Origin of the sequence: Cryobacterium sinapicolor (genome assembly GCF_004403465.1) — a bacterium.
Lineage (GTDB): Bacteria > Actinomycetota > Actinomycetes > Actinomycetales > Microbacteriaceae > Cryobacterium > Cryobacterium sinapicolor.
In genome coordinates this window covers 40,175-63,901 of record NZ_SOGQ01000054.1, presented here as the reverse complement: position 1 = coordinate 63,901, position 23,727 = coordinate 40,175, and the positions used below count along the sequence as shown (strand labels likewise).

Genomic DNA, 23,727 nt, shown 5'->3' with positions numbered 1-23,727 from the left:
CCCTAGCCCGACGACGCTGCGACGTTCTCTATGCCATGCTGCGCGACGGCACCCTTTATCAAACCGACCATCAACTCGCGGCTTGACAAAAACATAGGGGCACCCCCCCCGCCTCCGCGGGGAAGGTGTGGAGGGTAAGACGCTCGATCACTACCGCATCGGAACACCCCCGCCTACGCGGGGGAGGGCGAGGGTCGCGAGCCCGCATAGCTTCGGCGAAGGGAACACCCCCACTTACGCGGGGAAGGGAGGACTCGGCTCTGTTCTGAATGTATGGGCCTGGGAACACCCCCGCCAACGCGGGAAGGTAACAGCGTCCACGTCACGCTCGCGCCACGGTCAGCAACCCGCAACCGAAGGCTTTCGACCGACCCACCCCCGTCTTCAACAGCTGCTGCAACACCTCCGGATCGTGAACCAGCCCGTAACCATCGACGATGTCGAGCTGGAGCGCAGACTTGCCGCTCGTCACCACGCTTCGGTTGTGACTGAAAAGAGTCACGTCCTCCACGGCGCCGGCCAGCTTGTTCGTCACCCACTCAGCAACGTTCTCGACAGGTGAGATCCCGACGCCGCGCTTGACGTCTGGGGTTACCGGCCGGGACCGACGGATCGCATTGGCGGTCAGCCGAAAGCGGATGGCTTCGCCCGCCTCGAGCACCTGCTGTGGCACAGCCTTGGTCTGCGCTCCTCGCGGCAGATTGGTCGGCGCAATGTCCGAACGAACCAGCAGCACCTTCCCGGTTGACGCCTCGTCAACGCGGAACAGAATGTTGCTCGTGGCCCGCTTCTCGTTGGTTTCTCCGGGGAGATTCGCCGACTGGAATAGCCCCATCACCAGGCGATGCAACTCGCCGTGATCGGTCCAGCTCTTCACGCGCACGGTGGGTGCGGCGATCAGCGTCATGTGGTTCATACGGTCCACCCTTCAAGCGTGGTCATGGTCGGCGGTTGCACAGTGTCGATGGCGTAGTTCTGATCGCCCAGGAGGTGGTGAAGCGACAGCTGGGAAGCTTCTTTCGCCCGTGTCGGCAGCACAGCCAGGATCGCCCGGGGATCACCCTCACGCACTCCCAGATGGAACGGGAACGTGGGAGCGAAAGCCTTGCGGCCCAGGTACGTCATGAAGACGGGATTGCGCGTGGCGTGCGCAAGCTCGGCGACACGATCGACATCGACGTGGCTGATGGCCACCAGAAACTCAGCATCCGCGAGGTACTGACGGTTGGTGACCATCGTGCCGCCACCCAGCGTCCACTTGGTGCCGCTACCTAGCGGCACGATGAAGTCGGCCTTGCCACGTCCGCCGGTGACCTGGCGGTGACGTGACCGGATGTCCTGCACGCTTGTGGCGGCCAGACCTACGGTGTGGAAATCCGAGCTGAGACCGCCCTTGCGGTCGACCCGTACCCAGATGTCGGTGGCCCAGAGCCACGCCGGCCAGTCGCCGCGGGCGGCCCCGAGCGCGGCCGCGAGCATGCCGACGACACCGGACCTGGTGGGTAGCGGTTCTGAGTTGCGGTCGGATAGCTCGGTCGAACCCCAGGACTGCTGGGGAGCTGCAAATCGAAGCAGCAGGCTGCGTGTCACCGCCGGAGCCATTCGACGATCTGCTCCGTGAGCTCGGGCAGGTTGACCGTGGTGTGATCGAAGTGGATCGCGAGCCCCGTGTCGGCCGACGTGCCCGAGATGAACGACTCACCGAACTCACTCGGATCGAAAGCGCGCGCCTGGTCGGCCTGCTCGATCAGCCGCTTGATGGATCCGGCGAGATAGCCGCCCTCAGCGTCGGCCTTGACCGGCTCGTGGAACTCGTACGCGGTGCGGTGCGCCTGAGTCTCGGCGAGGATCAGCGCCGGGCGCGTGTTCGGCGCGGTGGAGTTGTCCTTGCCGCTCGGGAGGGCGGTGACGATGGATCGCACCAGCAGCTCAAGGCGAGCGGCGGCATCCGGGCTGTCCCAACCGGTCCAGGAATCGCGCAGCTGCTTCTTGTCGATTGTCACGGAGCGGTAGTAGACGCCCGACGTGTAGAAGGCCTGGCCGAGGTGACCGGCGCCGCGGTCGTTCTCCCGCGGGAGGTCATCGACGGTGGTGAAGTAGTCGACCTCGATCATGATCGGGTGCGTGGTGGTCGCGGGGCCGACGGCGATGCCAGCTTCGGTCTGGAGATCGTTCTGGGCCGCGAACATGCGGCCGAACGCGGCGATGCTCAGGCTCCCGGTCTTGCTCTGGACGAAGTCAGCGACTTTGAGAGTGCCGCCGGTACCGGCCAGCGCACCGGCGAGTGCGTCGATCTCGTCGCCGGAGAGCCACGTCACGGTGTCTTTGGAGTCCTCTTTGGCGGCGCCCGTGGATTCGCTCGGCTCGGCAGTGTCTTTGTCGCTGGACGTCAGGGACTTCACGATCTTGGCTGCGATCTTGAGGGCAACCTTCTCATCGAAAGCGACCTGGTTCGTGGCGGCGATGGCCGCGGCTCGGCGCACGATCTCTTCGTGCAGGTCACGCGATCGCAGGGAGTTCGTTCCGTCGGTGTGGGAGTCGAGCTCGTAGGCGACGCGGATGGCGCGCTTGAGCGACTGGGCGCTGAGCCGGCCGCGGGTCTTACCGCCTTCGCGCACCTGCTTGGGCAGTCCGCGGTCGTCGCGGTTGAGGTTGTGCCAGGGCAGAGCGGTCAGCGAGTGGATCGTCAGGAAGTTGTTCTCAGTCATGGTCAGCTGGCCTTCTTTGTCGTGTAGTCGGGGCGGGAGTAAAAGTCGTAGATGAGGCGGGAGCGGGTCTTCAGGTCGCGCTCGAGGTCGCCGGTGTCCCAGAACGTGAGCAGTTCGACGAGCGCATAGAAGTTGACGGCGGTCGCGCGGCCAACGAGGCCCTCGATGATCTGCGCGGCCTGTTCGATGTCGAGGTCGACGACGAGTGACAGGCGTTCGCTGACGCCGTCGTTCGGGCCGGGAGTCACGCCCGGGATGGAGGCGAAATTCCGACCCAGCGGGAGCGTGCTGTTCGGGGTGCGCTTGTACTTGGCAATCATTCCGAGGGCCCGCGTGGCACCGGTGATCATCTCGGGGCGGTGCAGGTCCGCCGTTGCGGGCACTGTGTATGCGAAGGCGTAGCGCTCCGTGACCTCGGAAATCCCGCGGGACACGTCAGAGGCCAGCGAGGTTTGCGAATTCCGCACGGCGAGCAGACGGCCGGTGAAGGCATTCAATTCAGGAGGCAGGCTCACGGTTACTTCTCGCTTTCGGTTTTGTGGAGGGTTTGGATGAGCTTGTGGCGGGCGGCGGCGATGTCGGGCAGCCGGCGTGCGCTGGCATAGGGTTCGATGGCTTCGTCGAAGGCGTTGATCGCGGCGTTGGTCCACGACTTCACATGCACGCTCGTGAACGCCTCACCGCGAAGCGACACAGCGATGACCTCGGTCACGACCCCATCAGCCAGGAAGCTGAACCGACTCAGCGCGTCGTTATGGGTGGCTCCGACGGGTCCGTCGTCGTGCAGCACGGCGCGGATGGCGGTGTAGAGCGCGCTGCGCACTCGCTCATAGGCGTAGTCAGCGAACTTCGTCAGTGCGGCCTGCACCTCGGGCGATCCGCCTACGGTGCCTGGCGGCATCGACAGCCACGAGGCCCCGGTCAGTTCGCCGTAGGAACCCTTCTGGTCCATCTGGATAGAGAACAGTTCGACGGTGAACTCATCGCGCACGAGGATGCTGGCCTGACCCGGTACGTCCGGGTTGAAGGCCCGCAGGTACCAGGCCCGCAGGTTGTGCAAGACACTCGTACCCGCATGGACGTCGTTGAGCGCACGGATGTCCTCGTCCTTCTGGGGACCCTTCTTTTTCGGGTCAGGCTTCCGCAAAACGATCTGCGGGTCTTTCCGCCAGGCATCCATGAGCGAGGCCTTCAAGGCGTCGACTCCGAGCTCCGGCAAGGTCTCCGCCGGGGTCGGCAACTCACCGACGGCGAGCGTGCGATTGGCCGTGATCGCCGCTTTGTTTCGGCTCTTCGCGGCTTGCACAGCAGCATGGTCTGCCGCGGTCGGGGGGATACCTCGGCGCAGCACGCTTCCGATATGCGCGCCGGTGAAGATGATCTCGCCGTCGATTTCGTCCGCCAGCAACAGCGTTGCGTTGCCGGTGATCGTGGCGGCCACAAAGGGATCGAGGTGGCCCGACGTCTGCAAGGTCTGCGCCCAGGCGGGGAGTTCAGATCCCTTGGCCCATTGCTGGGGAGTGTTCATCAGGAGCGTCGCGGCAAGGTTTTCGCCGCCCTTCCAGAGACGTACTCCGGCGGCCTTGACCTTGCCCGCGGCGGAACCCTGCATGGGCAGGGGAACTCCATCGAGGACGACGGCGCTGTTGTTGTTGAGCGAGTAGAACCAGAAGCCCATCAGCACGGCGGGAGCATCCTCGAAGAGCACATTGCCGGTGGCGAATCCGTCGCCGGGCCGTCCCCACCAGGCTTTGGTCGAGTCTCCGGGCGAGGTCGAACGGATGCTGGCCGCCGTCTTCACGACGGATGTTGCAGCGGCATAGCGGCCCTCCTGCATGAACGGCGTCGTCGCGTGGATCAGCCACAGGCGATCGTCGATGGCGTCGAGGGCCTGCTTGATAGCCGCCGGGGCGAAACCGTCGGTTACCACGGCTCCGGCGCTTCTCTTCGTGACGCCCTGGGCTCGAACGATCAGCGCCGTGACCGTAGTGAGGAACCTCAGCACGCCCGCTTTCTCGATGGGAGCGCGGACGTCGATTCGCTCGATCAGGTGCGCCGTGCTGAACAGCTCGTCGAGTCCGACCAGCCGCCGGCCCGATGCGTCGATCACGGGCAGCCAGGCCAGTTCTCGGATGTTTCCCTGTTGTGTAATCGTCTTGCTCCGATCGCTGAATGTTTCGTGATTCATCTCTGAGGAAGTCGTAGTGGTCATCGGAAGCGCACGCCGAGAAGATCGTCGTAGACAGCGCCATCGACGAGCCTTACCGGCACCAGCTGCCGCTGCATGGGCCCGCGCTTGCGCATGCCCAGCTCGTCGTCGAGATCAAATCCGGGGATCTTCTCGATGCCCTTTTTCGGTGAGATGCTGCTTGAGGCCACCGGAAAGGTCAGGGCCAGCACGGCCCGCACGACGTGGGGGTTGCGCGAGTGCAGGGCGGCTTCGACGGATGCCCGCCAGACCCACTTCGACGAGCCCTCGGGTGCCACGATGAAGCAGTCAACGGTGGGGCGCTCGATGTGACGCGTGCTGTACTCGGCCAGCTCCTTCGGCTCGGTGATGGCGGAGAGTTCGCGATGCGTCGTCTCGCGGCTGAGGAGTGTCTCGTCAGCATGGTCATGGTGAAAGGGGACCACGACGCGTTCAGCGTCCTGCAGCTTGCGCGCGGCGTCGATGAGCTCCAGTTCGTCGCTGGCGTCTGTGAGGTCGGCATTGCGGGGATCAAACGCAGCCGCGTCGACGAGCTGCTGCACGTCGGCCGGGATGGCGATGACCCGAGAGTCGTAAGCGTCGTGGCGCAGGGTCTCCATAGTGCGGCGAAGCTCACCTGGCAGGTAGGGAAGCGATGCGCCCGCGTCAAGCGAGCCGGAACGGTTGGTCGGGATGATCACGTCGAGGGTCGGTACGACCGTCGGGCGCGGAAAGCGGTGCGCAGCCCACACCCCGTCAACAACAGCGGTCGAGCGCCAGAGCCGGCCGGCGCGCTGGATGAGAGCGGGGGCCGGGGCGAGATCCGTCAGCATGTGATCGAAGTCCAAGTCGAGCGACGACTCGATGATCTGGGTGCCCACGACGATCACACCGCGCTGCCCGCTGGTCTTGCCGGCCACCTCGTGCAGCTCACGGGTCACAGCGGCACGATGTCCGGCAGCCATGCGCGAGTGCAGCACAATGACGCGCTCACCGGCCTCAGCGAGTCGCCGAGCGATGTCGATGGCGCGCTGCACCTGGTTGACCACGATGGCGATGCGCGTATCCGAAGACTGCCGCCGATACGCCAGGGCCCGCTCCAGATGGACGTCGACCAGTGCAGCCGCCGGGGCCTCGTGCAGGCGCACCCGCAGCGAGTAGCTGCGCTGCGACGTGACGGGCGCGCTTGTGGCTCCCGACGCGGTGACATTGATGTGCCCAGGGTACTGAGGCGTGACAGTGACGCCAGGGCCGCCATAGGATTGCGCGTATCGTAGCGCCACCGCGGTCGGCAGCGATGCTGAGAGCAGGGTGACGCGTGTGTCGGTTTCACCCCACCACGCCAGAAGCTCTTCCAACAGAACGGCCTGGTAGTGGTCAAAGCTGTGTACCTCGTCGATGACGATGTGCCGGTTAGCGAGGGCGAGCAGTCGCACCGGGGTGTTCTTCTGCCGCAGGGCGCCCAGCAGTACTTGGTCGCAGGTGCCTACGCTGACGGGCGCGAAGAGGGCGTTGCGGGCATCCGCCAACCACTGTGTTGAGTGGAGCCCCTCTCCGGACTGAGCTGCATTCGTGTAGAAGCTGTTCAGGCTGCGGTGCGCGTGAAGCAGCGCCGCAGCGTTGGTCGACGATGAGTAATAGCCGGCGATGCGCTCGAACATGGCGTCGGTCGTTGCCCTGGTTGGCAGGGCGAACAGGATTCCTTCGCCTGGTATCGCGGTGTGCCGCAGCATGGCCGCTTCTGTCTTCCCTGAGCCGGTGGTCTCGGTCGCGATCCAGAGTCCGCGGCCGATCGTCGGCGCGATGGCCTGCAACGGCGACGGAGAATCAGCGAAGTCGCCCATGATCGCGTTGAGCGGGTCTGCGAGATCTTGGTAGAGGCCCAGGGTCTGCGGGACGGAGCGCTCGAAGTATTCGGTACGCCGGGCGTTCGTCCATGCGGCGGGGTCAGCGGCGGGGTCAATCGTGAGGCTGTGGCCGTGGGCTACTGACTCAGTGCTGGAGGCGAGCCAGTCGGCGAGCGTGACCATGCCCGTCAGGAGCAAGATCGCTGTCGTGGTCTTTTCGCCGTAAAGCGGCGTTTCAAGCTGTACGCGGGTGACGCCGCACGCCGCCAGCACGGCGGTCTCGTGGGCCTGCTGCTGTGTTCCCCACGCGGCCTCGGTGAGGCCGGCGAGAAAGCCGTTGACCGTTAGACAGTCCGCGGCCCTCGTTTCGGAATCGAATCGCGGGTGGAATCGGCCGTGATGACCGCCCACAACTACGGACGTCCAGACGTTGACGACTGGATCGGACCCTCGAGGCCAGATTCCCGTTCGCAGAAAGAGGCTGACGGCTTCATGGCGCCGCAGGACTGTCTGATAGACCGGTGGGACGCTTTGACCGGGAACTGCGCTGGGTGGAGTCGTGACATCGAATCCAGCGCGGGCGAGTTCGGCGACGATCTTGTCGACTGGCGCGGTCCGGTGTTGGGCATAGAGCTGGCCCTGAAAGATCTTGTTGGCTTTACCCGCGTCGTGGAGGCCAGCGACTGCCGCGAAAATCGCACGTGCGGATGCCTCATCGCCCGGGGCTACGGCAGCGGTGATGAGCTGACGCAGACCTGGGCGCAACCATGTGTCCCAGAGCACGAAGGCGGCCGCCGACGTGTCCAACAGGTGACAGAGAAGCGGATACCGGCCCCCGCCGCCATCGAGTTTTCCCCACAGCCCCGGGTCCGCGCTCTTCCCGCCAACAACGCAATCCGCACGCTGGACGGGAACGGTCACGAGGACAGCGTCGCCAGTCATGAGCGACCGCGCAACGAGAATGTCGTCGGAACACAACGAAAACGCACCGGGGTTCGACGACGGGTCTGACGATCAGCACCGGCCGCGCACGACGGGTTCACGCCATCCCGCCAATAGTAAGAAAACGTGTCATCGTCGGCACTCCTCCACCCAAGATCCCCCCGGATTACTTACATCCGAGCCTACCGAGGAGCACCGACATTCAGAGCCAGGCCCAGATCAGCAGCTGTTCTGGGCGCGGTGAAGTCCCCGGTGGCTGTCCTCGGGACCGTCTATCCGGAGTCCCGCGGCGCGGCGGCGAAATTACTTGAACTCAGCCCTCTCGCGATGCTCGCAGCTGTTAGCCGGGTGCCTTGGACGACAGCTCGCTACTTACAAAGCGAGTGTGATCTTTTCGATCAGTCGTTCGTCCTCGCTGTCGAGAGTGCGGACGTTGTTGACCTTCCGGGCTACAGGGTGCGCCGTCACGGTCTTGGCAACAGCGACGGAGCTGCGGTCAAGCATCGACAGGGCTTCCTCCGTGTCGCTGATCTTCTCCGGGCTCAGCCATTGGCCCCACACGTCCGGGGTCAAGAACACGGGCATACGATCGTGGATCGCACCGGACGCGTCCCGTGCTGCGCGCGTGATGATCGTGAACGAGATCTTCCACACGTCGTCCTCCTGGCGAGCCGCGTACAGGCCGGCCGCGGCCAGCACATCGCCGTCACTGTGGATGAAGTAGGGCTGTTTCCCGTCGTCCATCCGCTGCCACTCGTAGTAGCCGGCCATGGGCACCAGGCACCGTTGACTGGCAAACGCGCTGCGGAACATGCCGTTACTGGCCACCGATTCCAGGCGCGCGTTGATGGGCGCCGGGCCACCCGGCTTCGCCCAACCTGGCTTCAATCCCCACGATGCCAGGTCCACGTCCCGGTTCAGTGTTTCGTCGTGGATCCATTCGCGCACGATAGGTGCCGGGTCCGTGGGGGCAACACTGTACGAGGGCTGCCAGTCAGCCGCGTTGGCGTGGGAAGCGTCGAACAGGCTCAGCAGCTCGTCCGTCGTATTGGGAACCACGTATCTGCCGCACATGCAGGTGAAGCTAGCTCTCCCGCAGCCTCGTCAGCAATGGTCCGTCACCTTGTGAGCAGCATCACTGATGGGGACGTCAAGCCAGCCGAACGATACGGCACTCGGAGCAGCACCAGAACGGGCCTTCATCGGTACCCTCGATCGCCAGGGCACCAAGCAGCGTTCGCAGTTCGGCACACCCAGGTCGTCGTCCATGTCCGACACACTACGCGCGCACAGGTGGTTGGCCTCGAGATCCGCCAGCAGGACACTGCACGCGGCCGCCACCGCGTCCGCGCCCAGCGTGACGGGACTCCAATTTCGTTATCTACTTTACGTATATCGTTTACGTATTGCGTTATTAGCGATACGTTATTGGGTATGAGCACCCCTGAAGTCACCGATGTGCGCACCTGTCGTTTCCCAGGCTGCGGCGAGCCCGTGGATGCCGCGCCTGGCGTTGGTCGGCCCCCCGGCTATTGCACCGATCCAGCTCATAACCGGGCCGCCGCATGGCGGGCACGCCGCACCGAGGCCGGCCAAGGCCAGAGCGCGGCTGAAGACGAGAAGTTCCCCGTCGATGCCGCCCGTCAGCGCGCCAGCATGCTGAATGCACAGGTCGCCGGCATGGCCGAGCTCTTTCAGCAGCAGTTCGCAAGCCTCGTCGCGGAGTTGCGCACTGTCGCGGATCCCGACGCGACCGAAGCACAGCTCGAGAATGTCACCGCTGAGGCGGCCGAGCAGGTCGCGTCCGCAGCCGCTCGCGCCAACAGGGCCGAGACCGCCATGCGTGAGGCCGAAGTCGATCGCGCCGAGGCCGACGCGGCCGCTGAGGAATCCGCCGCCCAGGTCGACGACCTCCGCGCCGCCCTCGAGGCACTCGAACAACGCGCTGCCAGCTTGGAGAAGGGTCTGGTCATCGCGAGTGAGGACGCAGCGCGGGCCTCCGCAGAGATCGCCGATCTGACCGAGCGGGTAGCCGCGCTGGGCGCCGAAAACACAGCCACGACGGCACAGCTCGTCGAGGTCAAGGAGACCGTCAGAACGACCACAGCGGCCAAGGACGAGGCCCTGGCGGCCGCGCGGGACGCTGCCGTGCGTGCGGACGCCGCCACGGCGCGCGCCGAGCGTGCCGAGGCAGAGACTGTGACCACCCGCGGCCAGCTTGACCAGGTCCGGGTCGAGCGCGAGAGCGCACGGGCGGAAGCGCTCGTGCTCACTGGACAGCTGGCCACGGCAGTAAGCGAACGTGAAAGCGCCACGGCCGAGACCGCGAGGGAGCGTACCTACGCGGAGCAGCGCGTCACCGACCTCCGGGCCGCTTACGAGCAGCAAATCGCACTGCTGCGCGCCGAACTGGAGGAGTCGCGGACGAACGGGCGCGAATAGCGGCTCAGTGCGGTAGAACAGGCGTCGCCGCGAGGACCGCGAACGCGATCCCGCTTCTCCGGGCGTTTGGTGCATCGTTACTGCCCGAATTTGTCGCCCTCTCCGCTTGGAGAACGAGAAGCATGGCTCATCTTGGGCACCTGACATACGGCTAAATTTGCAGGTGTGAGTGGAAAAAAATCGAAGGAAGCACGACGCGCAGAGCGGCAACGTCCCGCATATCTCGTGAATGCGAGGTTCGCGAACGAATCGGCGGACCGGGTGCTTGCCGTCGACCCTTCCGGAGTGCCACTCAGCCGAACCAACCAGTTCATAGTCGGGTGGCTACGTGCGTCCTTCGAGCAGAGCAGAGTCATCGCCACGCTGACAGCAGCGAACATGGCTCCGGCAGCCGCTCCCAACCGACGAATGTTTGCGGAGATAGCGCTCCGATTGCATTGGCTTCACGACCTAGCACCGGAGGACCGCGCGGGGGCAGTGGACGCAATGCTCGAACACGAACGCGAGCAGACCGTGAAAACTCTCGAACATATGCGGGTCATGGGCTGGGACAGCGCTGTTGACCTGACTGACATGAACGCGTTTGTTTTGGATGAGACCAAGAACGGTCGCATCAAAGACCAGGCACGGAAAATTGCCGCGGCAGCCCACTCCACAGACGTGAAGAACGCAGGCCTCTTTCGAGCATGGCGCGAGGAGTCCTCGTATGCGCACGCCTCAGGGTATCTAGCCGGTGCATACGCACCGGCTAGTAACAACACGCTAGGAGAGGGAGCTCCCCCGGTCAGTGATTCTGACTTGGAGGCCCACCGCCTGGTGACTCTTTTCGTAGTAACACTCGCGCACCGACTTCTCATCGAGAATCAGACAGCCGAATCAGTCGCGATGTCGTTCGTCAATGCCTTTTTTGGGGTGTCCTCAACTGAAGCTCGTCTGCCTAGCTCGACCTCGTAGGTAGCTCATCCAGCCAGACTGCTGGAATCGAACCAAGTGAGGGCGCGATGTCCGGCCAAATGGGGAAATCGCGCTCCTCGTCAGCAATCGCACTCGCCCAGGTGTCGCCATACCCGTGCCCGTATAGGAAGAGGTTGCAGCCCTCGATGGTGGTCGCGGTCATGAATATGTCGCCAAAGTTCGGAAGCGAGTACATCCCGAAGGGCTGCCCAGTGAAGTGTTCGGCGCTTCCGTGTGTCATCCCGGAGATGAGGCCCTCGCGCTCGAGTACGTAGGCAGCGTCGAGCAGGCGGCGTATGCCGACCTGACCGAAGCCGAACTCCAGGCCGGGCAGAAGGTCGTAGTAGTTCAGCACGAGGTATTTCTGAATCCATTGCGACATCACCTCAACGTCTTTTCCAAGGACTTTGGCACGCAAAGCGGAGTAGATCGCATAGTGAAGCCGAAGGGAGTCTGACGACAATCTCCCCACTAGCGACGTCCAGACAATTCCGCGATCGTCGCGTCCGTCCTCAGACCGCGACGAAGCGAGCACGCCGCTGAGGTACTCCGCGACAAACTCATCGTCTGCCCATTGGGCCTTGTCGAACACATCGGCAGCAACGCGGGGCGGGACGGCGCCCGGCCCGTGAGTGTTCGTTTTGGCGTCAGCACGTTCGGCAACCCTATGTATGTTGCTGCGGCGATTCAGGAGTCCCCTCTTGATCCCGTCACCCATCAAGTCGAGGCTCGGACCCAAAAGGCGCTTGTATGCGTCGAGCACCACAGGCGCGGATGCGATGGCTCCAGCAATCACCAATGGTTCGGTCATGAGCATATTTTAGGGGTATCGAACGAATAGCTCAGCAACTGCTCCGTTGCCTCCGTCATGACGACGTCAGACGTCTCCGGCTGCCGAGTCGCACGCTGCCGAGTAGCGCGTGCCCGTTGGGGATCGTCCGGGGATGCAGCGTTATCGCTCGGGGTTGGCGCCAGCACCACGAGAACTGAGCGCCACAGGCACGAGAGACACACCGCCTACCGCAAGGTGAGGGAACGGGCACCGTAGCCTTCCCGCAACTCAAATCTAGAGCGGAGTTTAGAGCGGAGTCGGTCAGCTTCCGGGCAAAAGGAAGGGCCCTGAGACCGATAGAATTCCTGGTCAAAGGGCCTTTATGTGTAGCGGGAGCGGGAATTGAACCCGCGACACCACGATTATGAGCCGTGTGCTCTAACCAACTGAGCTACCCCGCCACGACCTGTCGGCTGCAAGAGCTTCCAAGCCAGAGCCCCCTGTGGGAATCGGACCCACTACCTCTTCCTTACCAAGGAAGTGCTCTACCAATGAGCTAAGGGGGCGAAGCATTCGTGTGAACGAAAACTAAGCCGCATTTCGGCAACCGGTAAATATTATCACCAACTTGGCCTGCCCGATGACCGCGGGCCCCGATCGGGCACCGCCACCCCCGGCAGCGACCACGCGGTGAAGCTCGGCCCGTTCGTTTGCAGACGGATGCGCCCGCCCACCATGCCGACGGCGGCGTCGCCCAAGAGCCGGGTCGGTGCTCCCGCCACCGCCGCGGGCGGCAGGGTCACCGTGCACGCTGCGCGGGCGGCAACCAGCAGCACCGTCTCCTCCGCACACTCACGCACGTAGGCGACCACATCCGCGCCCACGTGCACCCAGCGCATTCCACCGCCGTTCAGGGCCGGGTGGGCGGTACGCAGGTGGATCAGCGCCGCATACAGGTCGATCGTGGCTGCCACCTCCGGGTCGTCCGCCGTATCCCAGGGCATGGGCGTGCGCGAGGCCTCGCCGTCGTCTCCGACCAGGCCGAACTCGTCGCCGGCGAAGACCACCGGGATGCCCGGCATGGTGACGCTCAGCCCGAAGGCCACGGCCACTCCACCGTCGATCGCGTGGGTGCGGAACCTCGGCGTGTCGTGCGTGTCGAGCGCGTTCATGGTGGCCAGCCGGGTGCGCCAGGGGTAGCCGGCCGTGAACCGGAGGTGGGCGTCCACGAAGGCACGGCCATCGGTCAGCGGGATGGTGCCGTAGGGCAGCCCGAAGAACGACGACGGGCTCTCCGGCTTCGAGAGCCAGCTCCAGACCGGGCGGGTGAAGGTCGTGTACGTCATCGCGCCGTGCCAGCCGTCGCCCTGGAAGTCGCCCGCGGCGTCATTGGTCGACTCGCCGAGCAGGATCGTGTCCGGGTTCTCCGCGATCATGGTGCGCCGAATGGTCTGCCGCACCAGGGCGTTCAGGTCCTCCCCCTGCAGACGGCCGGTCATGTTCGCGACATCGATGCGCCAGCCGTCGAGGTGGAACGGGGCCCGCAGCCACTTCGCGACCACCGAGTCCGGTCCCTCGATGAACCGGCGCCGCAGCTCGGTCGAGGACCAGTTGAACTTCGGCAGTTCGGGCACGCCCAGCCAGGACGCATACTGCTCGTGCCGCTCGTCGAGCCAGTAGTAGAAGTCGCTCTCGGGGGCGTCCGGGCTCTGCTGCGCGGCCCGGAACCACTCGTGCCGATTGCCGGAGTGGTTCGAGGTGAGGTCGCCGATCACCTTGAAGCCACGCTCGTGGGCGGCCTCGACCAGCCGCACGAGGGCGGCGTCGCCGCCGAGGGACGGGTCGACCAGGTCGAAGCTCTGCGCGTCGTAGCGGTGGCTCGAGCCGGCCGGGAACATGGGGGTCAGGTAGAGCAGCGTGACGCCGAGCCGGTCGAGGTGGTCCAGGTGCGCCGCGATGCCGTCGAGGTCCCCGCCGTAGAACTGGTGCGAGCGGGCCGGCTGGCCCTTCGCCACTGGATCGTCCCACTCCGCGGGCACGCCCCAGGCCGGCTTCTCGCGCAGCGCGGCGGCCGGGGAGCGCCCGAACCGGTCCGTGAAAATCTGGTACATCACGGTCGATGCGGCCCACGCCGGTGGGGCAGGATGGCCGAGGAGCTTGAAGTCCTCGGCGTCGACAGTCTCGAAGGGCTGCGCCCCGGCGGCGTTCAGCCACCAGTGGCCGCCGTCCGCCCGGTTGATCAGGAACCGGTAGCCGTTGACCGGGTTCAGAATTTCGACCTCGGCCTGCCACCACCGCCAGCCATCGGCCGCGCCGAGCAGCCGGGCCTCGTGGAAGCGCGGTTCCCGGTCGGGCGTCGAGCGCACGTGCACGGATGCGACGGCGCCCCACGCCTCGGGCACCCGCACCCGCACGCCGACCGTGTCACCCGGACGGGGAGCCTGTTCGGAGACATACAGGTCCGACCCGTCGTGGTGCGGAAGCATGCGCCCCTTACTTCACCGATCCGGCGGTCAGGCCGCCGACGATGTACTTCTGCAGCCAGAGGAACAGGGCCATCACGGGCAGTGCGGCGAGCACGGCGCCGGCCGCGAAGACCGAGTAGTTAGTAGAGAATTTCTGAGATACGAACTGGTAGAGGCCCACCGCGAGGGTCTGATTCTCCGGGCTGATCAGCACGATGCTCGCGATGACGAACTCGTTCGTCGTGCCGATGAAGGAGAGAAGGCCGACGACCGCCAAAATGGGTGCGACCAGTCGCAGGATGATCGTGAAGAAGATGCGCGCGTGCCCGGCACCGTCCAACTTGGCGGCCTCATCGATCGATGCGGGAATCGTGTTGAAAAATCCGTACATCAAGTAGGTGTTCACCCCAAGAGCCCCGCCGAGGTAGACCATGATCAGGCCGACCTGCGAGTCCAGCCCGATCGCGGGGAAGATATCGGAGATGCCGTTGAGCAGGAGGAATATCGCAACGACAGCCAACAGTTGGGGAAACATCTGCAACAGTACGAGCGTGAGCAGTCCCCCCCGGCGACCGAAAAAACGCATCCGGGAGAAGGAATACGCCGCAAGGGCGCCCAAAAATACCGTGCCGATCGAAGTGATCACTCCGATGATCAGGGTATTCCCGTACCAGGCGGCGTATGGCTGTTGGGGCAGGTTGAAGAGCGTCACAAAGCTGCCGAGGCTCACCTCGCTGAAGAGCCCATTTGCCGTGATCAGAGTGCCGCCGGGTTGCAGCGCTGCCGAGAGCACGTAGACAAGGGGGAACGCCGAGAACACGGCCATGAACACGCCGATCAGGTGGCGCCATCCCGTTGCTTTGAACCAGCGCTTGAACTGGAATGACGACTTTCGCGCGACGATGCGGTCGCTTGTCTCCCGATTGTTGACCTGCATGTCAGTTCAGCTCCTCTAGTGCCTTGGTCTGCCTAAAGCTGATGATCGAAACGATCGCGACCAGCAGGAAAATGATGATGGAGAACGCACTCGCCAATCCGTAGTCGCGGTTCGCACCGACGAAGGCGACCTTGTAAACCATCGAGATGAGGATGTCGGTCGCACCCACATTCACTCCCGCGGTAACGTCTCTCGGCCCGCCATTGGTGAGCATGTAGATGAGGTTGAAATTGTTGAAGTTGAACGCGAACGACGAGATGAGCAGCGGGGCCACCGACACGAGCAGCAGCGGTAGCTTGATCAGCCGGAACACCTGCCAGGGCCGCGCCCCGTCGACCGTTGCCGCCTCCTGCAACTCGCCGGGAATCGACTGAAGAGCACCCGTGCAGACCAGGAACATGTAGGGGAAGCCGAGCCACAGGTTCACGAAGATGATGCTGAATTTTGCCAGCCATTCGTTTGTGAGCCAGGGTATTTCCGCCCCGCCGAACAGCACCTGGTTGACGAAGCCGAACTGCGGGTTGAGCAGCCCCGCCCAGACCAGCGCGGACAGGAATGCCGGGAACGCGTAGGGAAGAATCAAGACGACGCGGTAGACGTTGCGTCCGCGCATCCGCAGGTCATTGAAGACCAGCGCCAGGAAGAGCCCGAGCGCGAACGTGGTGGCGACAGAAAGGAAAGCGAAGGCGAAGGTCCACAGGGTCACGTTGATCAGCGGCCCCCGAATGGAATCCGTGCCGAACGCACGGGCAAAGTTATCGAATCCGACCTCAACCTTCCAGCCGGGGCGCAGTTCGGTACCGTCCTCCGCGGCGAACGCCCCGACTGTACGGTCCTCGGCGTAGACGACGTTCGTCGTGGTGTTCGTCATCGTTCTCGCGGCCTCGTCGTAGACCAGATCGGATAGGTAGAGATAGGCCTTTGAGCCGTCCGGGGTGCGGAGCACCCCCTCGTTCGGGTCGTCGGTGAGGGGCACCGAGAGGGCCGCGATGACCTCTTGATTGGCAGCGATGTCGCTGAACTTGAGCGAGGTGTAGCCGGGAAGTGCGGTGGCGACGCCGTCGGCATCCGTCTCGGCATCGGTGACTTCACGCAGGGGCGCGTCGGCACTGCCGACGCTGATCCGACCGTCAGGGTCGGTGACGAGGAGACTATAGGCACCCAGTTGCTCGATCACGGTGATGTCATACGCGACCGAGTCCGGCACTCGCTGCTGCGCGGAGGCGATGAGTGATGAAACCGCGTCCTCCCTGGTGCTGTTGTGCCCGGTGCCGTAGTTCGTGAAAGCGATGTAGCCGGAATAGCCCACAACAAAGATTTGAAAGATCACAAGGAAGATCAGGCCGGGGGTGAGGTACTTGGCCGGCAGGGCGTTTTTGCTGAAGTAGATCCAGTTGACGATCAGAGTAACTGCCAGAACGAGTCCGAAAACGACCCAGTCCTGCTTCAGGAAGAGCACGAAGAGGGCGTAGACGCTGATCGCGTCAACAATACCGAGGAGCAGAATTTTCACCAGGAGAGTCTTGATCCCGACGGACGCCGCCTCGGCAATTCGTCCCGCCCGCTTGGATTGCCTCAACTGGGTGACCAGCGAGTTGTCGCGCGCGGTGCGATCGCGACCTGTTCGTGGGGTGGGCATCTTCGTCCGATCTCTGGCGCCTGCCGGCAACCTTGCCTGATGTGTGGTGGTGGAGCACGCGGTGCCCGGCTCCCTGATGGAGCCGGGCACACGGTGTTACTTCGCGATGGCGCCCTGGATTTCGCCAGTCATCTTCTGCCACAGCGCAGCCGGGTCGCCCTCGCCCGCGATGATCGCGGCCTCGGTGACACCCCAGAACTGCCAGACCTTGCCCATTTGCGGGATGTTGGGCATCGGAACGGCGGTTGCGCCGACCGTACCGAAACCGGCGGTGATCGGGTCGGCGGCAGCTGCCTCGAAGGCGCTGGTCAGCGCCGGCGGGCGCCCGCCGACCTCGTAGAGTGCCGTCTGCACCTCTTCGGAGCCGATGTAGTTCACCAGGAACTCATTGGCAGCGAGAGCGTTCTTGGTCTTCGCACTCACGAAGAAGCCCTGCACGCCAACAAACGGCTGGGCAGGGTTGGCGCTGGCAGTCGGGATCGGGTCGATCGCAACGTCGATGCCGGCCTTCTGGGCATCCGGGACATTCCACGGACCGGAGAGGAAGAACGGCGATGCGCCGGCGTTGAACTTCTCTTTGGCGATGTCGTTGGTGATGTTCACGCTGAGGTGCCCTGCGGCGCCTTCGGATGCGAGCCACGCCGCGTAGGCCTCTCCACCGGCGTTGCCGATCGAGAGGTCTTCGGCGTTATAGCTGCCGTCGGAGTTGGTGCCGAACACGGGGGCACCGAACGAGGTCTGGAACGGGTACAGGTGATAGGGGTCCGATTCCGGTCCCACGGGTACGAGGAACGGGAACTCAGTGCCGGCGGCGGTGCCGGCGGCGACCATGTCCGCGTACGTCGCCGGCGCGGTCGGCGCCAGGGCCGTGTTGCGGAGGAGGGCGATGTTCTCGATCGAGTAGGGGACACCGTAGGTCTTGCCCTCGAAGGTCATCGCGGTGACGGCGACCGGCTGGAAGTCAGCGGTCGTATCACCGAGTTCGACGGGCTTGAGCACGCCGTTCGAGACGAGGTTCCCGATCCAGTCGTGGGCGCCGATCGTGATGTCGGGGCCCTTGCCGGTCGGAACCTGTGCAATGAACTCTTCCTGGATCTTGGGGAAGTCCTTCTGGATGAGCTTTACCTTGACGCCGGATTCCTTCGTGAATGCCGCCGCCGCGTCTTTGAGGACCGTGCCGCGGTCGGCATCGACCCAAACCGTTAAAGTGTTGGCGGCGGCTTTATCGCCGTCGCCATCCTGCGGGGAGGCCCCGCCGGAGCATCCGGACAATGCGAGGGACGCTGCGACCACTACGGCGCCGGCAGCGACGAGACCTTTCATGTTCACCATCATTGGTGTGCCTTTCTCAGGACATTGAATTTTATGCAAGCGTTTACATGTATAGCAACTTTCGGAACCATTGACAACTGAAATAGTCGGATCTATATCTCGGGCAGGTGATACGCGCAGCCCACAGGCCTGCAAGCGCTTCCATCATCATGAAAATGCCGTAGGGTTTCTTTTCATGACAGGCTCAGAGTGGTGGCGAACCGCAGTTATCTATCAGATCTATCCTCGGTCCTTTGCGGACGCCAACGGTGACGGGATGGGCGATCTGACCGGCATCACCAATCGTCTCCCTGCTCTCCGGGCTCTCGGGATCGACGCCATCTGGCTCTCGCCGTTCTACACGTCACCGCAGAACGACGCTGGTTACGACGTGGCCGATTATTGCGATGTCGACCCGCTCTTCGGCACGCTCGCTGACTTCGACACCCTGCAGCACACGGCACACGAGCTGGGCATCCGCGTGATCGTGGATCTCGTGCCGAACCACTCCTCAAGTGACCATCCGTGGTTCGAAGCTGCCCTCGCCGCCGCCAAGGGCAGTGAGGAGCGCGCGCATTACATCTTCCGTGACGGCCAGGGCGAAAACGGCGACCTTCCCCCGAACAACTGGGATTCCGTCTTCGGCGGCAATGCCTGGACCCGCGTCACGAACCCGGACGGCACTCCCGGCCAGTGGTACCTGCACCTCTTCGACACCACCCAACCCGACTTCGACTGGGACAACGAATGGGTGAAGACGCAATTCCGTGATGTGCTCCGGTTCTGGCTCGACCGCGGGGCAGACGGTTTTCGGGTGGACGTCGCGCACGGCATGATCAAAGCGGCCGGTCTTCCCGACTACACGCCTCCGGTCGCGGGCGGCAGCATGGGCGGCGCCTCGACGGAGGGACCAGGCATCATCACCGAGTGGCCCGAAACCGCGCCCTATTGGGCCCAGGACGGTGTGCACGAAATCTACCGCGACTGGCGGCTGATCCTCGACGAGTACCCGGGCGACCGCATCCTCGCCGCCGAGGCCTGGGTCGACCCGCTCAGCCACGTCGCCGACTGGGTGCGCCCCGACGAGATGCATCAGGCCTTCAATTTCGCCTACCTCGAGACCGCCTGGGCCGGGCCGGCCCTCCGCCGCGTCATTGACGACTCCCTGGCCGCATTCGGCGCGGTGGGCGCCCCGAGCACCTGGGTACTCTCGAACCACGACGTCGTGCGCCACGCCTCCCGCCTCGCGCTCAACCACGAAAACCTGCAGGGCCACGGCATCGGGCCGAAGACGCCCGACCTCCCCGACACCGTGATCGGCCTGCACCGCGCCCGGGCCGCCTCGGCGCTCATGCTCGCACTGCCGGGATCCAGCTACCTCTACCAGGGCGAGGAACTGGGCCTGCCCGAGGTCATCGACCTGCCCGACTCCGCCCGCGAGGACCCCACCTGGTTTCGTACCAACGGGGAACGATACGGCCGTGACGGATGCCGCGTGCCGCTTCCCTGGGAAGCCGCCGCACCCTCCTACGGCTTTGGCCCGACCTCGGCGAGCTGGCTGCCGCAGCCGGCCGAGTGGGCAGGACTCGCCCGCGACGCGCAGGCCGGCGTCACCGGCTCCACCCTCGAGCTGTACACGCTGGCCCTGCGCCTGCGCCGGGAGCACACCCTCGGACTGGGTTCGGTGGAGTGGCTGGACGCCCACGCTGACGAGATCGTGGCGTTCACGAACGGCGCGGTGACGGTCGTCGCGAACACGGGTGCGGCATCCGTGCCTTTGCCTGCCGGCGAGCTCCTGCTCGCCAGCGGCCCGCTGCCCGGAAACACCCTGCCCGGCGACACCACCGTCTGGCTGCGCGCCTAGCCAGCCTCCGCCTGAACCAATTCGACGGAGATATTGCCCGAAACGGCCGGTTTGAAGCCCAAAACCCGTTTCCAGAGCAAAATCTCCGTCGAATTCGTTCGGGACACAGGGCAGAGTGATACTCGTGGGCGACCGACGCCGCGCACCCCGGCACCGCCATCAGCGGCCCGGCAGCCCCGCCATGGGACAATCGAAGGGCGTCGCCCGATCTGTGCGCGCAGCGCACAGAAGGAGCAGCAGTGACCGGCACGGGGATGGACCACGGCACCGAACACGGATCCGGCACCGGCACCGGCACCGGCACCGGAACCGGATCCGCCACAGCAGCCGCAGCCGCAGCCGCTCAGACAACACCTTCGCACCGGGACCTCGCCGAACTGCGCGAGCTCAAGACAGAGCTGACCCGGTTCATGCTGGCGTACAAGTTCGCGACCGACGAGATGATGACGAAGATCAACATCTTGAAGGAGGAGTTCGCCTCCATCCACGACTACAGTCCGATCGAGCACGTCGCCTCGCGGTTGAAGTCGCCCGAGGGCATCCTGAAGAAGGCCGTCCGCAAGGGTTGCCCCCTGGTCCTCGACGACATCCGCGCCCAGATCCAGGACATCGCCGGCATCCGGATCACCTGCAGCTTCATCTCCGACACCTACCGCATCCTCGACATGCTCACCAGCCAGCTCGACGTCACGGTGCTCGAGGTCAAGGACTACATAGCCGCCCCCAAGCCGAACGGCTACAAGAGCCTGCACCTGATCGTCGACATCCCCGTCTTCATGTCCGACCGGGTCGACGAGGTCACGGTCGAGATCCAAATCCGCACCGTCGCGATGGACTTCTGGGCAAGCCTCGAGCACAAGATCTATTACAAGTACCGCGGGGCGGTTCCGATCGATCTGGTAGCCGACCTCAAACAGGCGGCGGATGTCGCCAACCGCCTCGACCTGAAAATGGAGGGTTTGCACGATCAGGTCCTAGCCATGGATCCCGATGGCCGCAGCGAGACCGACCTGCTCGAGATCGCGGGGCTGTCGCAGCTCGCGTTGCCCGAGGGGCTCCTCGCTGCAATCAGCCGCACCCGGGCCGCCGCGCCCTCCGGCGCGGACAGGCCGGAGGCCGAGCAAGACGACGAGGACGAGGCCGCCGGCTAGTTCCGATCGGCCCGGTTCCGATTGACCTAGTTCGTGTTGGCGTACAGCCAGACGAGCGGGTTGACCTTCGTGCCTTCCTTGCCGCCGACACGGATCTCGAAGTGCAGGTGTGGGCCGGTGGACATTCCGGTGTTGCCGACCTTGCCGATGACCTGGCCGACCGTGATGACGTCGCCGGCCTCGAAGAGCATCGAGTCGTGGATCATGTGCGCATAGACGCTGGAGACGAGTTCGCCGTCGATCATGTGGTCGATGATCATGTGCACGCCGAGGCTGCCTTCGCCGTCTTCGGCGTAGCGCACGACGCCGTCGGCGATCGACTGGATCGGTGCACCGAGGCCCGGGTTGAAGTCCTGGCCGCCGTGGTTGGAGGAGCAGCCCGCACAGTCGCGGAAGCCGAACTCGTCACCGATGTGCACGCCCACCGAGAAGGGCCACTGCACGGTGCCGTTCGGGTTGTTCGTGAAGGTCGCTTCCATCCGGATGCCGCTGGCCGCTGCGACCTCGGCGATGGTCTTCGACTCGTAACCGTCACGCTCGACCGAGATGGTGTCCGCTCCGCCGGTCATGGACAGCGTCTGGGCAGGTTCGCCCATCGCATCCAGCTGTGCGTTGTACGCGGCGGCCTGCACGTCGGCGGAGGACAGCAGTGCCTCGGCCGGTAGGGAGGTGGCCACGGCCATCAGGGCGACAAAGGCCATGGCGACCATCGTGACGCCCGTCGTGGCGAACTTGCGCACACGGTTCGCGGGGGCAGACGTGCCGGGCCGGGACGATGGCGCCGTGGCGGCTGTCGGCCGAACGGCGGGCGCCAGGCGCTCCCGGGCCGAGGCGCGGCGCGGGCGGGAGGAGCGGGCGGGGGGCTGTTCCGCACGGCGCTGGGCCCGGGTGGGGAACGGGATCTCCGTGGACGTCGTGACGGCCGAGATGGAGGTCTGCAGCCGATCTACATCGGAAACCGGCGCGTCAACGGCGGCCGGTGCGGCGATGAGGCGGTCCGAGTCCGCGATCGTCACGGTCTCGATTTCGGGAGCATCGAGGCTTGAGACGACCAAGAGCGTGGCGTCCGGCGTCAGCGTCGCGGCGTCTGCGTCTGCGTCTGCGTCTGCGTCTGCGTAAGGGTACACGGGAGCCGTCTGCTCGGCCGTGGCTGCCAGCGCAGAGGCGGCGAGGTCCAGCGGCGAGACATCCAGCGCCGACACGGACATCCGCTCGCGCTCGCGCAGCTCACGGCGTGTGAGGGGCCTCCCGGCGGGGTCACTCACACCCGGCAGCGAGGCAGCCGGGCTGGACGAGGGAGGGAGCAAAGGAGAGGTACTTTCGGCGCGTCGGAAGTGAAAAGGGTAGTCTCTTCGACCTAAGCCAAAGTAACGAATCACTACAGACTACCGTCTGCGGCCCCGGAATTGCACAGCCGGACACAGAATGACACCCGAAAGCGGGGCACCTGCCTCCGCTTCCGACACGGCCGGTGGGCCTCCCGAAACACCTCGGTTGCCCGTGTTTCCGCGGTATCCGTCTCGGTCGATGCGGTTCAGGCGCCTAGGCTTTCCCGTCGGTCATGAATTCTTCGAATAGATCGGCCAAGAGAGGCTCGAAGACCCGGTAGAGTCCGGGAGCTCCGGCAATGAGCAGGTCGCCGCTCTCCCGTTCGGCCCCGAAGCCGCCGACGCGGGCGCCGGCTTCGCGCGCCACCAGAGCCCCCGCCGCGTGGTCCCAGGGGTTCAGCCCGCGCTCGTAGTAGAGGTTCAACCGCCCGGCGGCGACTGAACACAGGTCGAGTGCGGCCGACCCGATGCGACGGATGTCCCGAACCTGGCCGATCAGGCCCCGCACCACGTCCGCCTGGCGCTCCCGCTCGGCCGCGCGATAGGAGAAACCGGTGCCCAGTAACGACAGCGACAGCGGCACGGCCGTGGGCACGTGTAGCCGGCGGCCGCCCAGCCACGCCCCCTCACCGGCGGCCGCGGTGAACAGTTCGTCGCCGGTCGGGTTGTAGACCGCGCCGGCCAGGGTGGTCCAGGTGGCCGGGTCCGGGTCTCCCTCGACGACGGCGATGCTGACCGCCCAGGCCGGGAACCCGTAGAGGTAGTTGACGGTGCCGTCGATCGGGTCGACGACCCAGGTCAGACCGGACGTGCCGCGCGTGGCCGCCGATTCTTCACCGAAGAAACCGTCATCGGGCCGGGCCTCGGCCAGCAGAGCCCGAATCAGCGATTCGGTCTCCTGGTCGGCCAGGGTCACGATGTCTTCCGGGGAGGACTTCGACGCGGCGACCTGCACCCCTCCGGCGCGCCGCCTGGCGGCCAGTTCCCCCGCGGCGAGCGCGGTGTCCTGGGCGAGGCGAAGCAAACCGGCTGAGGCAGGAGTTGTCATGCCTCAACGCTAGGTGATGCAGAAGTGTGAGTGGCAAGTGAGGGATTCGAACCCCCGAAGTCTAAGACGGCTGATTTACAGTCAGATCCCTTTGGCCACTTGGGTAACTTGCCAATACGCACCCGACCATA

18 protein-coding genes and 3 tRNA genes are annotated in these 23,727 nt (G+C 64.9%); 4 read left to right on the top strand and 17 right to left on the bottom strand.

The genetic code is table 11. The features are described 5' to 3' along the window. Positions 1–322 precede the first annotated feature (322 nt). From cas6e to E3T28_RS10835, 7 genes are all read right to left on the bottom strand, one after another. Positions 323–907, bottom strand: coding sequence for a type I-E CRISPR-associated protein Cas6/Cse3/CasE (cas6e, locus tag E3T28_RS10865; RefSeq protein ID WP_166787002.1), 585 nt, complete (start codon positions 905–907; stop codon positions 323–325). A 5-nt stretch (positions 908–912) separates the two neighbouring features. Further along, positions 913–1,590, bottom strand: a complete 678-nt coding sequence (gene cas5e / locus E3T28_RS10860) for a type I-E CRISPR-associated protein Cas5/CasD (RefSeq protein ID WP_166787001.1) — start codon at positions 1,588–1,590, stop codon at positions 913–915. After that, the gene (cas7e, locus tag E3T28_RS10855) at positions 1,587–2,708 is read right to left on the bottom strand and encodes a type I-E CRISPR-associated protein Cas7/Cse4/CasC (protein ID WP_134430851.1); all 1,122 of its coding nucleotides are present in this window, start codon (positions 2,706–2,708) and stop codon (positions 1,587–1,589) included. Before cas7e ends, cas5e begins: the two co-directional genes overlap by 4 nt. Positions 2,709–2,710: 2 nt before the next feature. Further along, entirely contained in the window at positions 2,711–3,223 is a 513-nt protein-coding gene (locus E3T28_RS10850; RefSeq protein ID WP_134430848.1) for a hypothetical protein, read from the bottom strand. A 2-nt stretch (positions 3,224–3,225) separates the two neighbouring features. Then, on the bottom strand, positions 3,226–4,896 hold the full coding sequence (locus tag E3T28_RS10845) for a type I-E CRISPR-associated protein Cse1/CasA (RefSeq protein ID WP_166787000.1): 1,671 nt from the start codon (positions 4,894–4,896) through the stop codon (positions 3,226–3,228). A gap of 20 nt (positions 4,897–4,916) precedes the next feature. Next, on the bottom strand, positions 4,917–7,685 hold the full coding sequence (gene cas3, locus E3T28_RS10840; RefSeq protein ID WP_134430842.1) for a CRISPR-associated helicase Cas3': 2,769 nt from the start codon (positions 7,683–7,685) through the stop codon (positions 4,917–4,919). Positions 7,686–8,057: 372 nt separating this feature from the next. Further along, on the bottom strand, positions 8,058–8,759 hold the full coding sequence (locus E3T28_RS10835) for an SOS response-associated peptidase (RefSeq protein WP_134430839.1): 702 nt from the start codon (positions 8,757–8,759) through the stop codon (positions 8,058–8,060). 360 nt (positions 8,760–9,119) lie between these two features. On the opposite strand from E3T28_RS10835, the gene E3T28_RS10830 reads away from it, so the two are divergent. Then, positions 9,120–10,127, top strand: a complete 1,008-nt coding sequence (locus E3T28_RS10830) for a coiled-coil domain-containing protein (protein ID WP_134430836.1) — start codon at positions 9,120–9,122, stop codon at positions 10,125–10,127. Between the two features lie 165 nt (positions 10,128–10,292). Next, the gene (locus tag E3T28_RS10825; protein ID WP_134430833.1) at positions 10,293–11,081 is read left to right on the top strand and encodes a hypothetical protein; all 789 of its coding nucleotides are present in this window, start codon (positions 10,293–10,295) and stop codon (positions 11,079–11,081) included. Here the strand turns inward: E3T28_RS10825 and E3T28_RS10820 are convergent. The 7 genes from E3T28_RS10820 to E3T28_RS10790 form a co-directional block, all read right to left on the bottom strand. Next, positions 11,065–11,892: a hypothetical protein gene (locus E3T28_RS10820; RefSeq protein WP_134430830.1), complete on the bottom strand. Its 828-nt coding sequence runs from the start codon at positions 11,890–11,892 to the stop codon at positions 11,065–11,067. The two genes, E3T28_RS10825 and E3T28_RS10820, sit on opposite strands and share 17 nt — an antisense overlap. Positions 11,893–12,240: 348 nt before the next feature. Beyond that, positions 12,241–12,314, bottom strand: a tRNA-Met gene (locus E3T28_RS10815). Between the two features lie 33 nt (positions 12,315–12,347). Continuing rightward, positions 12,348–12,419: transfer RNA gene (locus tag E3T28_RS10810), tRNA-Thr, on the bottom strand. A gap of 54 nt (positions 12,420–12,473) precedes the next feature. Next, complete coding sequence (locus tag E3T28_RS10805; protein ID WP_134430827.1) at positions 12,474–14,339, bottom strand: glycoside hydrolase family 13 protein; 1,866 nt, start codon at positions 14,337–14,339, stop codon at positions 12,474–12,476. Between the two features lie 7 nt (positions 14,340–14,346). Next, complete coding sequence (locus E3T28_RS10800; RefSeq protein WP_134430824.1) at positions 14,347–15,255, bottom strand: sugar ABC transporter permease; 909 nt, start codon at positions 15,253–15,255, stop codon at positions 14,347–14,349. Between the two features lies 1 nt (position 15,256). Next, on the bottom strand, positions 15,257–16,894 hold the full coding sequence (locus tag E3T28_RS10795) for an ABC transporter permease subunit (RefSeq protein ID WP_134430821.1): 1,638 nt from the start codon (positions 16,892–16,894) through the stop codon (positions 15,257–15,259). 96 nt (positions 16,895–16,990) lie between these two features. Beyond that, positions 16,991–18,229, bottom strand: a complete 1,239-nt coding sequence (locus tag E3T28_RS10790; protein WP_134397669.1) for a sugar ABC transporter substrate-binding protein — start codon at positions 18,227–18,229, stop codon at positions 16,991–16,993. A gap of 172 nt (positions 18,230–18,401) precedes the next feature. Between E3T28_RS10790 and E3T28_RS10785 the strand changes: the two genes are divergently transcribed. Continuing rightward, the gene (locus E3T28_RS10785; protein WP_134430819.1) at positions 18,402–20,069 is read left to right on the top strand and encodes a glycoside hydrolase family 13 protein; all 1,668 of its coding nucleotides are present in this window, start codon (positions 18,402–18,404) and stop codon (positions 20,067–20,069) included. Positions 20,070–20,308: 239 nt separating this feature from the next. Beyond that, complete coding sequence (locus E3T28_RS10780; RefSeq protein ID WP_370260020.1) at positions 20,309–21,220, top strand: GTP pyrophosphokinase; 912 nt, start codon at positions 20,309–20,311, stop codon at positions 21,218–21,220. A gap of 26 nt (positions 21,221–21,246) precedes the next feature. Here the strand turns inward: E3T28_RS10780 and E3T28_RS10775 are convergent, their stop codons facing one another. The 3 genes from E3T28_RS10775 to E3T28_RS10765 all read right to left on the bottom strand — a co-directional run bounded on the left by E3T28_RS10775 (position 21,247) and on the right by E3T28_RS10765 (position 23,709). Further along, on the bottom strand, positions 21,247–22,485 hold the full coding sequence (locus E3T28_RS10775) for a peptidoglycan DD-metalloendopeptidase family protein (protein ID WP_134430817.1): 1,239 nt from the start codon (positions 22,483–22,485) through the stop codon (positions 21,247–21,249). Positions 22,486–22,762: 277 nt separating this feature from the next. Then, positions 22,763–23,596 carry an inositol monophosphatase family protein gene (locus E3T28_RS10770; RefSeq protein ID WP_134430814.1) on the bottom strand — a complete coding sequence of 278 codons (834 nt, stop codon included), beginning with the start codon at positions 23,594–23,596 and terminating at the stop codon, positions 22,763–22,765. Between the two features lie 31 nt (positions 23,597–23,627). Continuing rightward, positions 23,628–23,709 (bottom strand) — tRNA-Tyr (locus E3T28_RS10765). Positions 23,710–23,727 lie beyond the last annotated feature (18 nt).

Excerpts from the sequence above, each read along its gene's own strand:
- cas6e (WP_166787002.1), bottom strand. The coding sequence starts at position 907 with ATGACGCTGATCGCCGCACCCACCGTGCGCGTGAAGAGCTGGACCGAT.
- cas7e (WP_134430851.1), bottom strand. The coding sequence starts at position 2,708 with ATGACTGAGAACAACTTCCTGACGATCCACTCGCTGACCGCTCTGCCC.
- E3T28_RS10845 (WP_166787000.1), bottom strand. The coding sequence starts at position 4,896 with ATGAATCACGAAACATTCAGCGATCGGAGCAAGACGATTACACAACAG.
- cas3 (WP_134430842.1), bottom strand. The coding sequence starts at position 7,685 with ATGACTGGCGACGCTGTCCTCGTGACCGTTCCCGTCCAGCGTGCGGAT.
- E3T28_RS10835 (WP_134430839.1), bottom strand. The coding sequence starts at position 8,759 with ATGTGCGGCAGATACGTGGTTCCCAATACGACGGACGAGCTGCTGAGC.
- E3T28_RS10830 (WP_134430836.1), top strand. The coding sequence starts at position 9,120 with ATGAGCACCCCTGAAGTCACCGATGTGCGCACCTGTCGTTTCCCAGGC.
- E3T28_RS10820 (WP_134430830.1), bottom strand. The coding sequence starts at position 11,892 with ATGACCGAACCATTGGTGATTGCTGGAGCCATCGCATCCGCGCCTGTG.
- E3T28_RS10805 (WP_134430827.1), bottom strand. The coding sequence starts at position 14,339 with ATGCTTCCGCACCACGACGGGTCGGACCTGTATGTCTCCGAACAGGCT.
- E3T28_RS10800 (WP_134430824.1), bottom strand. The coding sequence starts at position 15,255 with ATGCAGGTCAACAATCGGGAGACAAGCGACCGCATCGTCGCGCGAAAG.
- E3T28_RS10795 (WP_134430821.1), bottom strand. The coding sequence starts at position 16,894 with ATGCCCACCCCACGAACAGGTCGCGATCGCACCGCGCGCGACAACTCG.
- E3T28_RS10790 (WP_134397669.1), bottom strand. The coding sequence starts at position 18,229 with ATGATGGTGAACATGAAAGGTCTCGTCGCTGCCGGCGCCGTAGTGGTC.
- E3T28_RS10785 (WP_134430819.1), top strand. The coding sequence starts at position 18,402 with ATGACAGGCTCAGAGTGGTGGCGAACCGCAGTTATCTATCAGATCTAT.
- E3T28_RS10770 (WP_134430814.1), bottom strand. The coding sequence starts at position 23,596 with ATGACAACTCCTGCCTCAGCCGGTTTGCTTCGCCTCGCCCAGGACACC.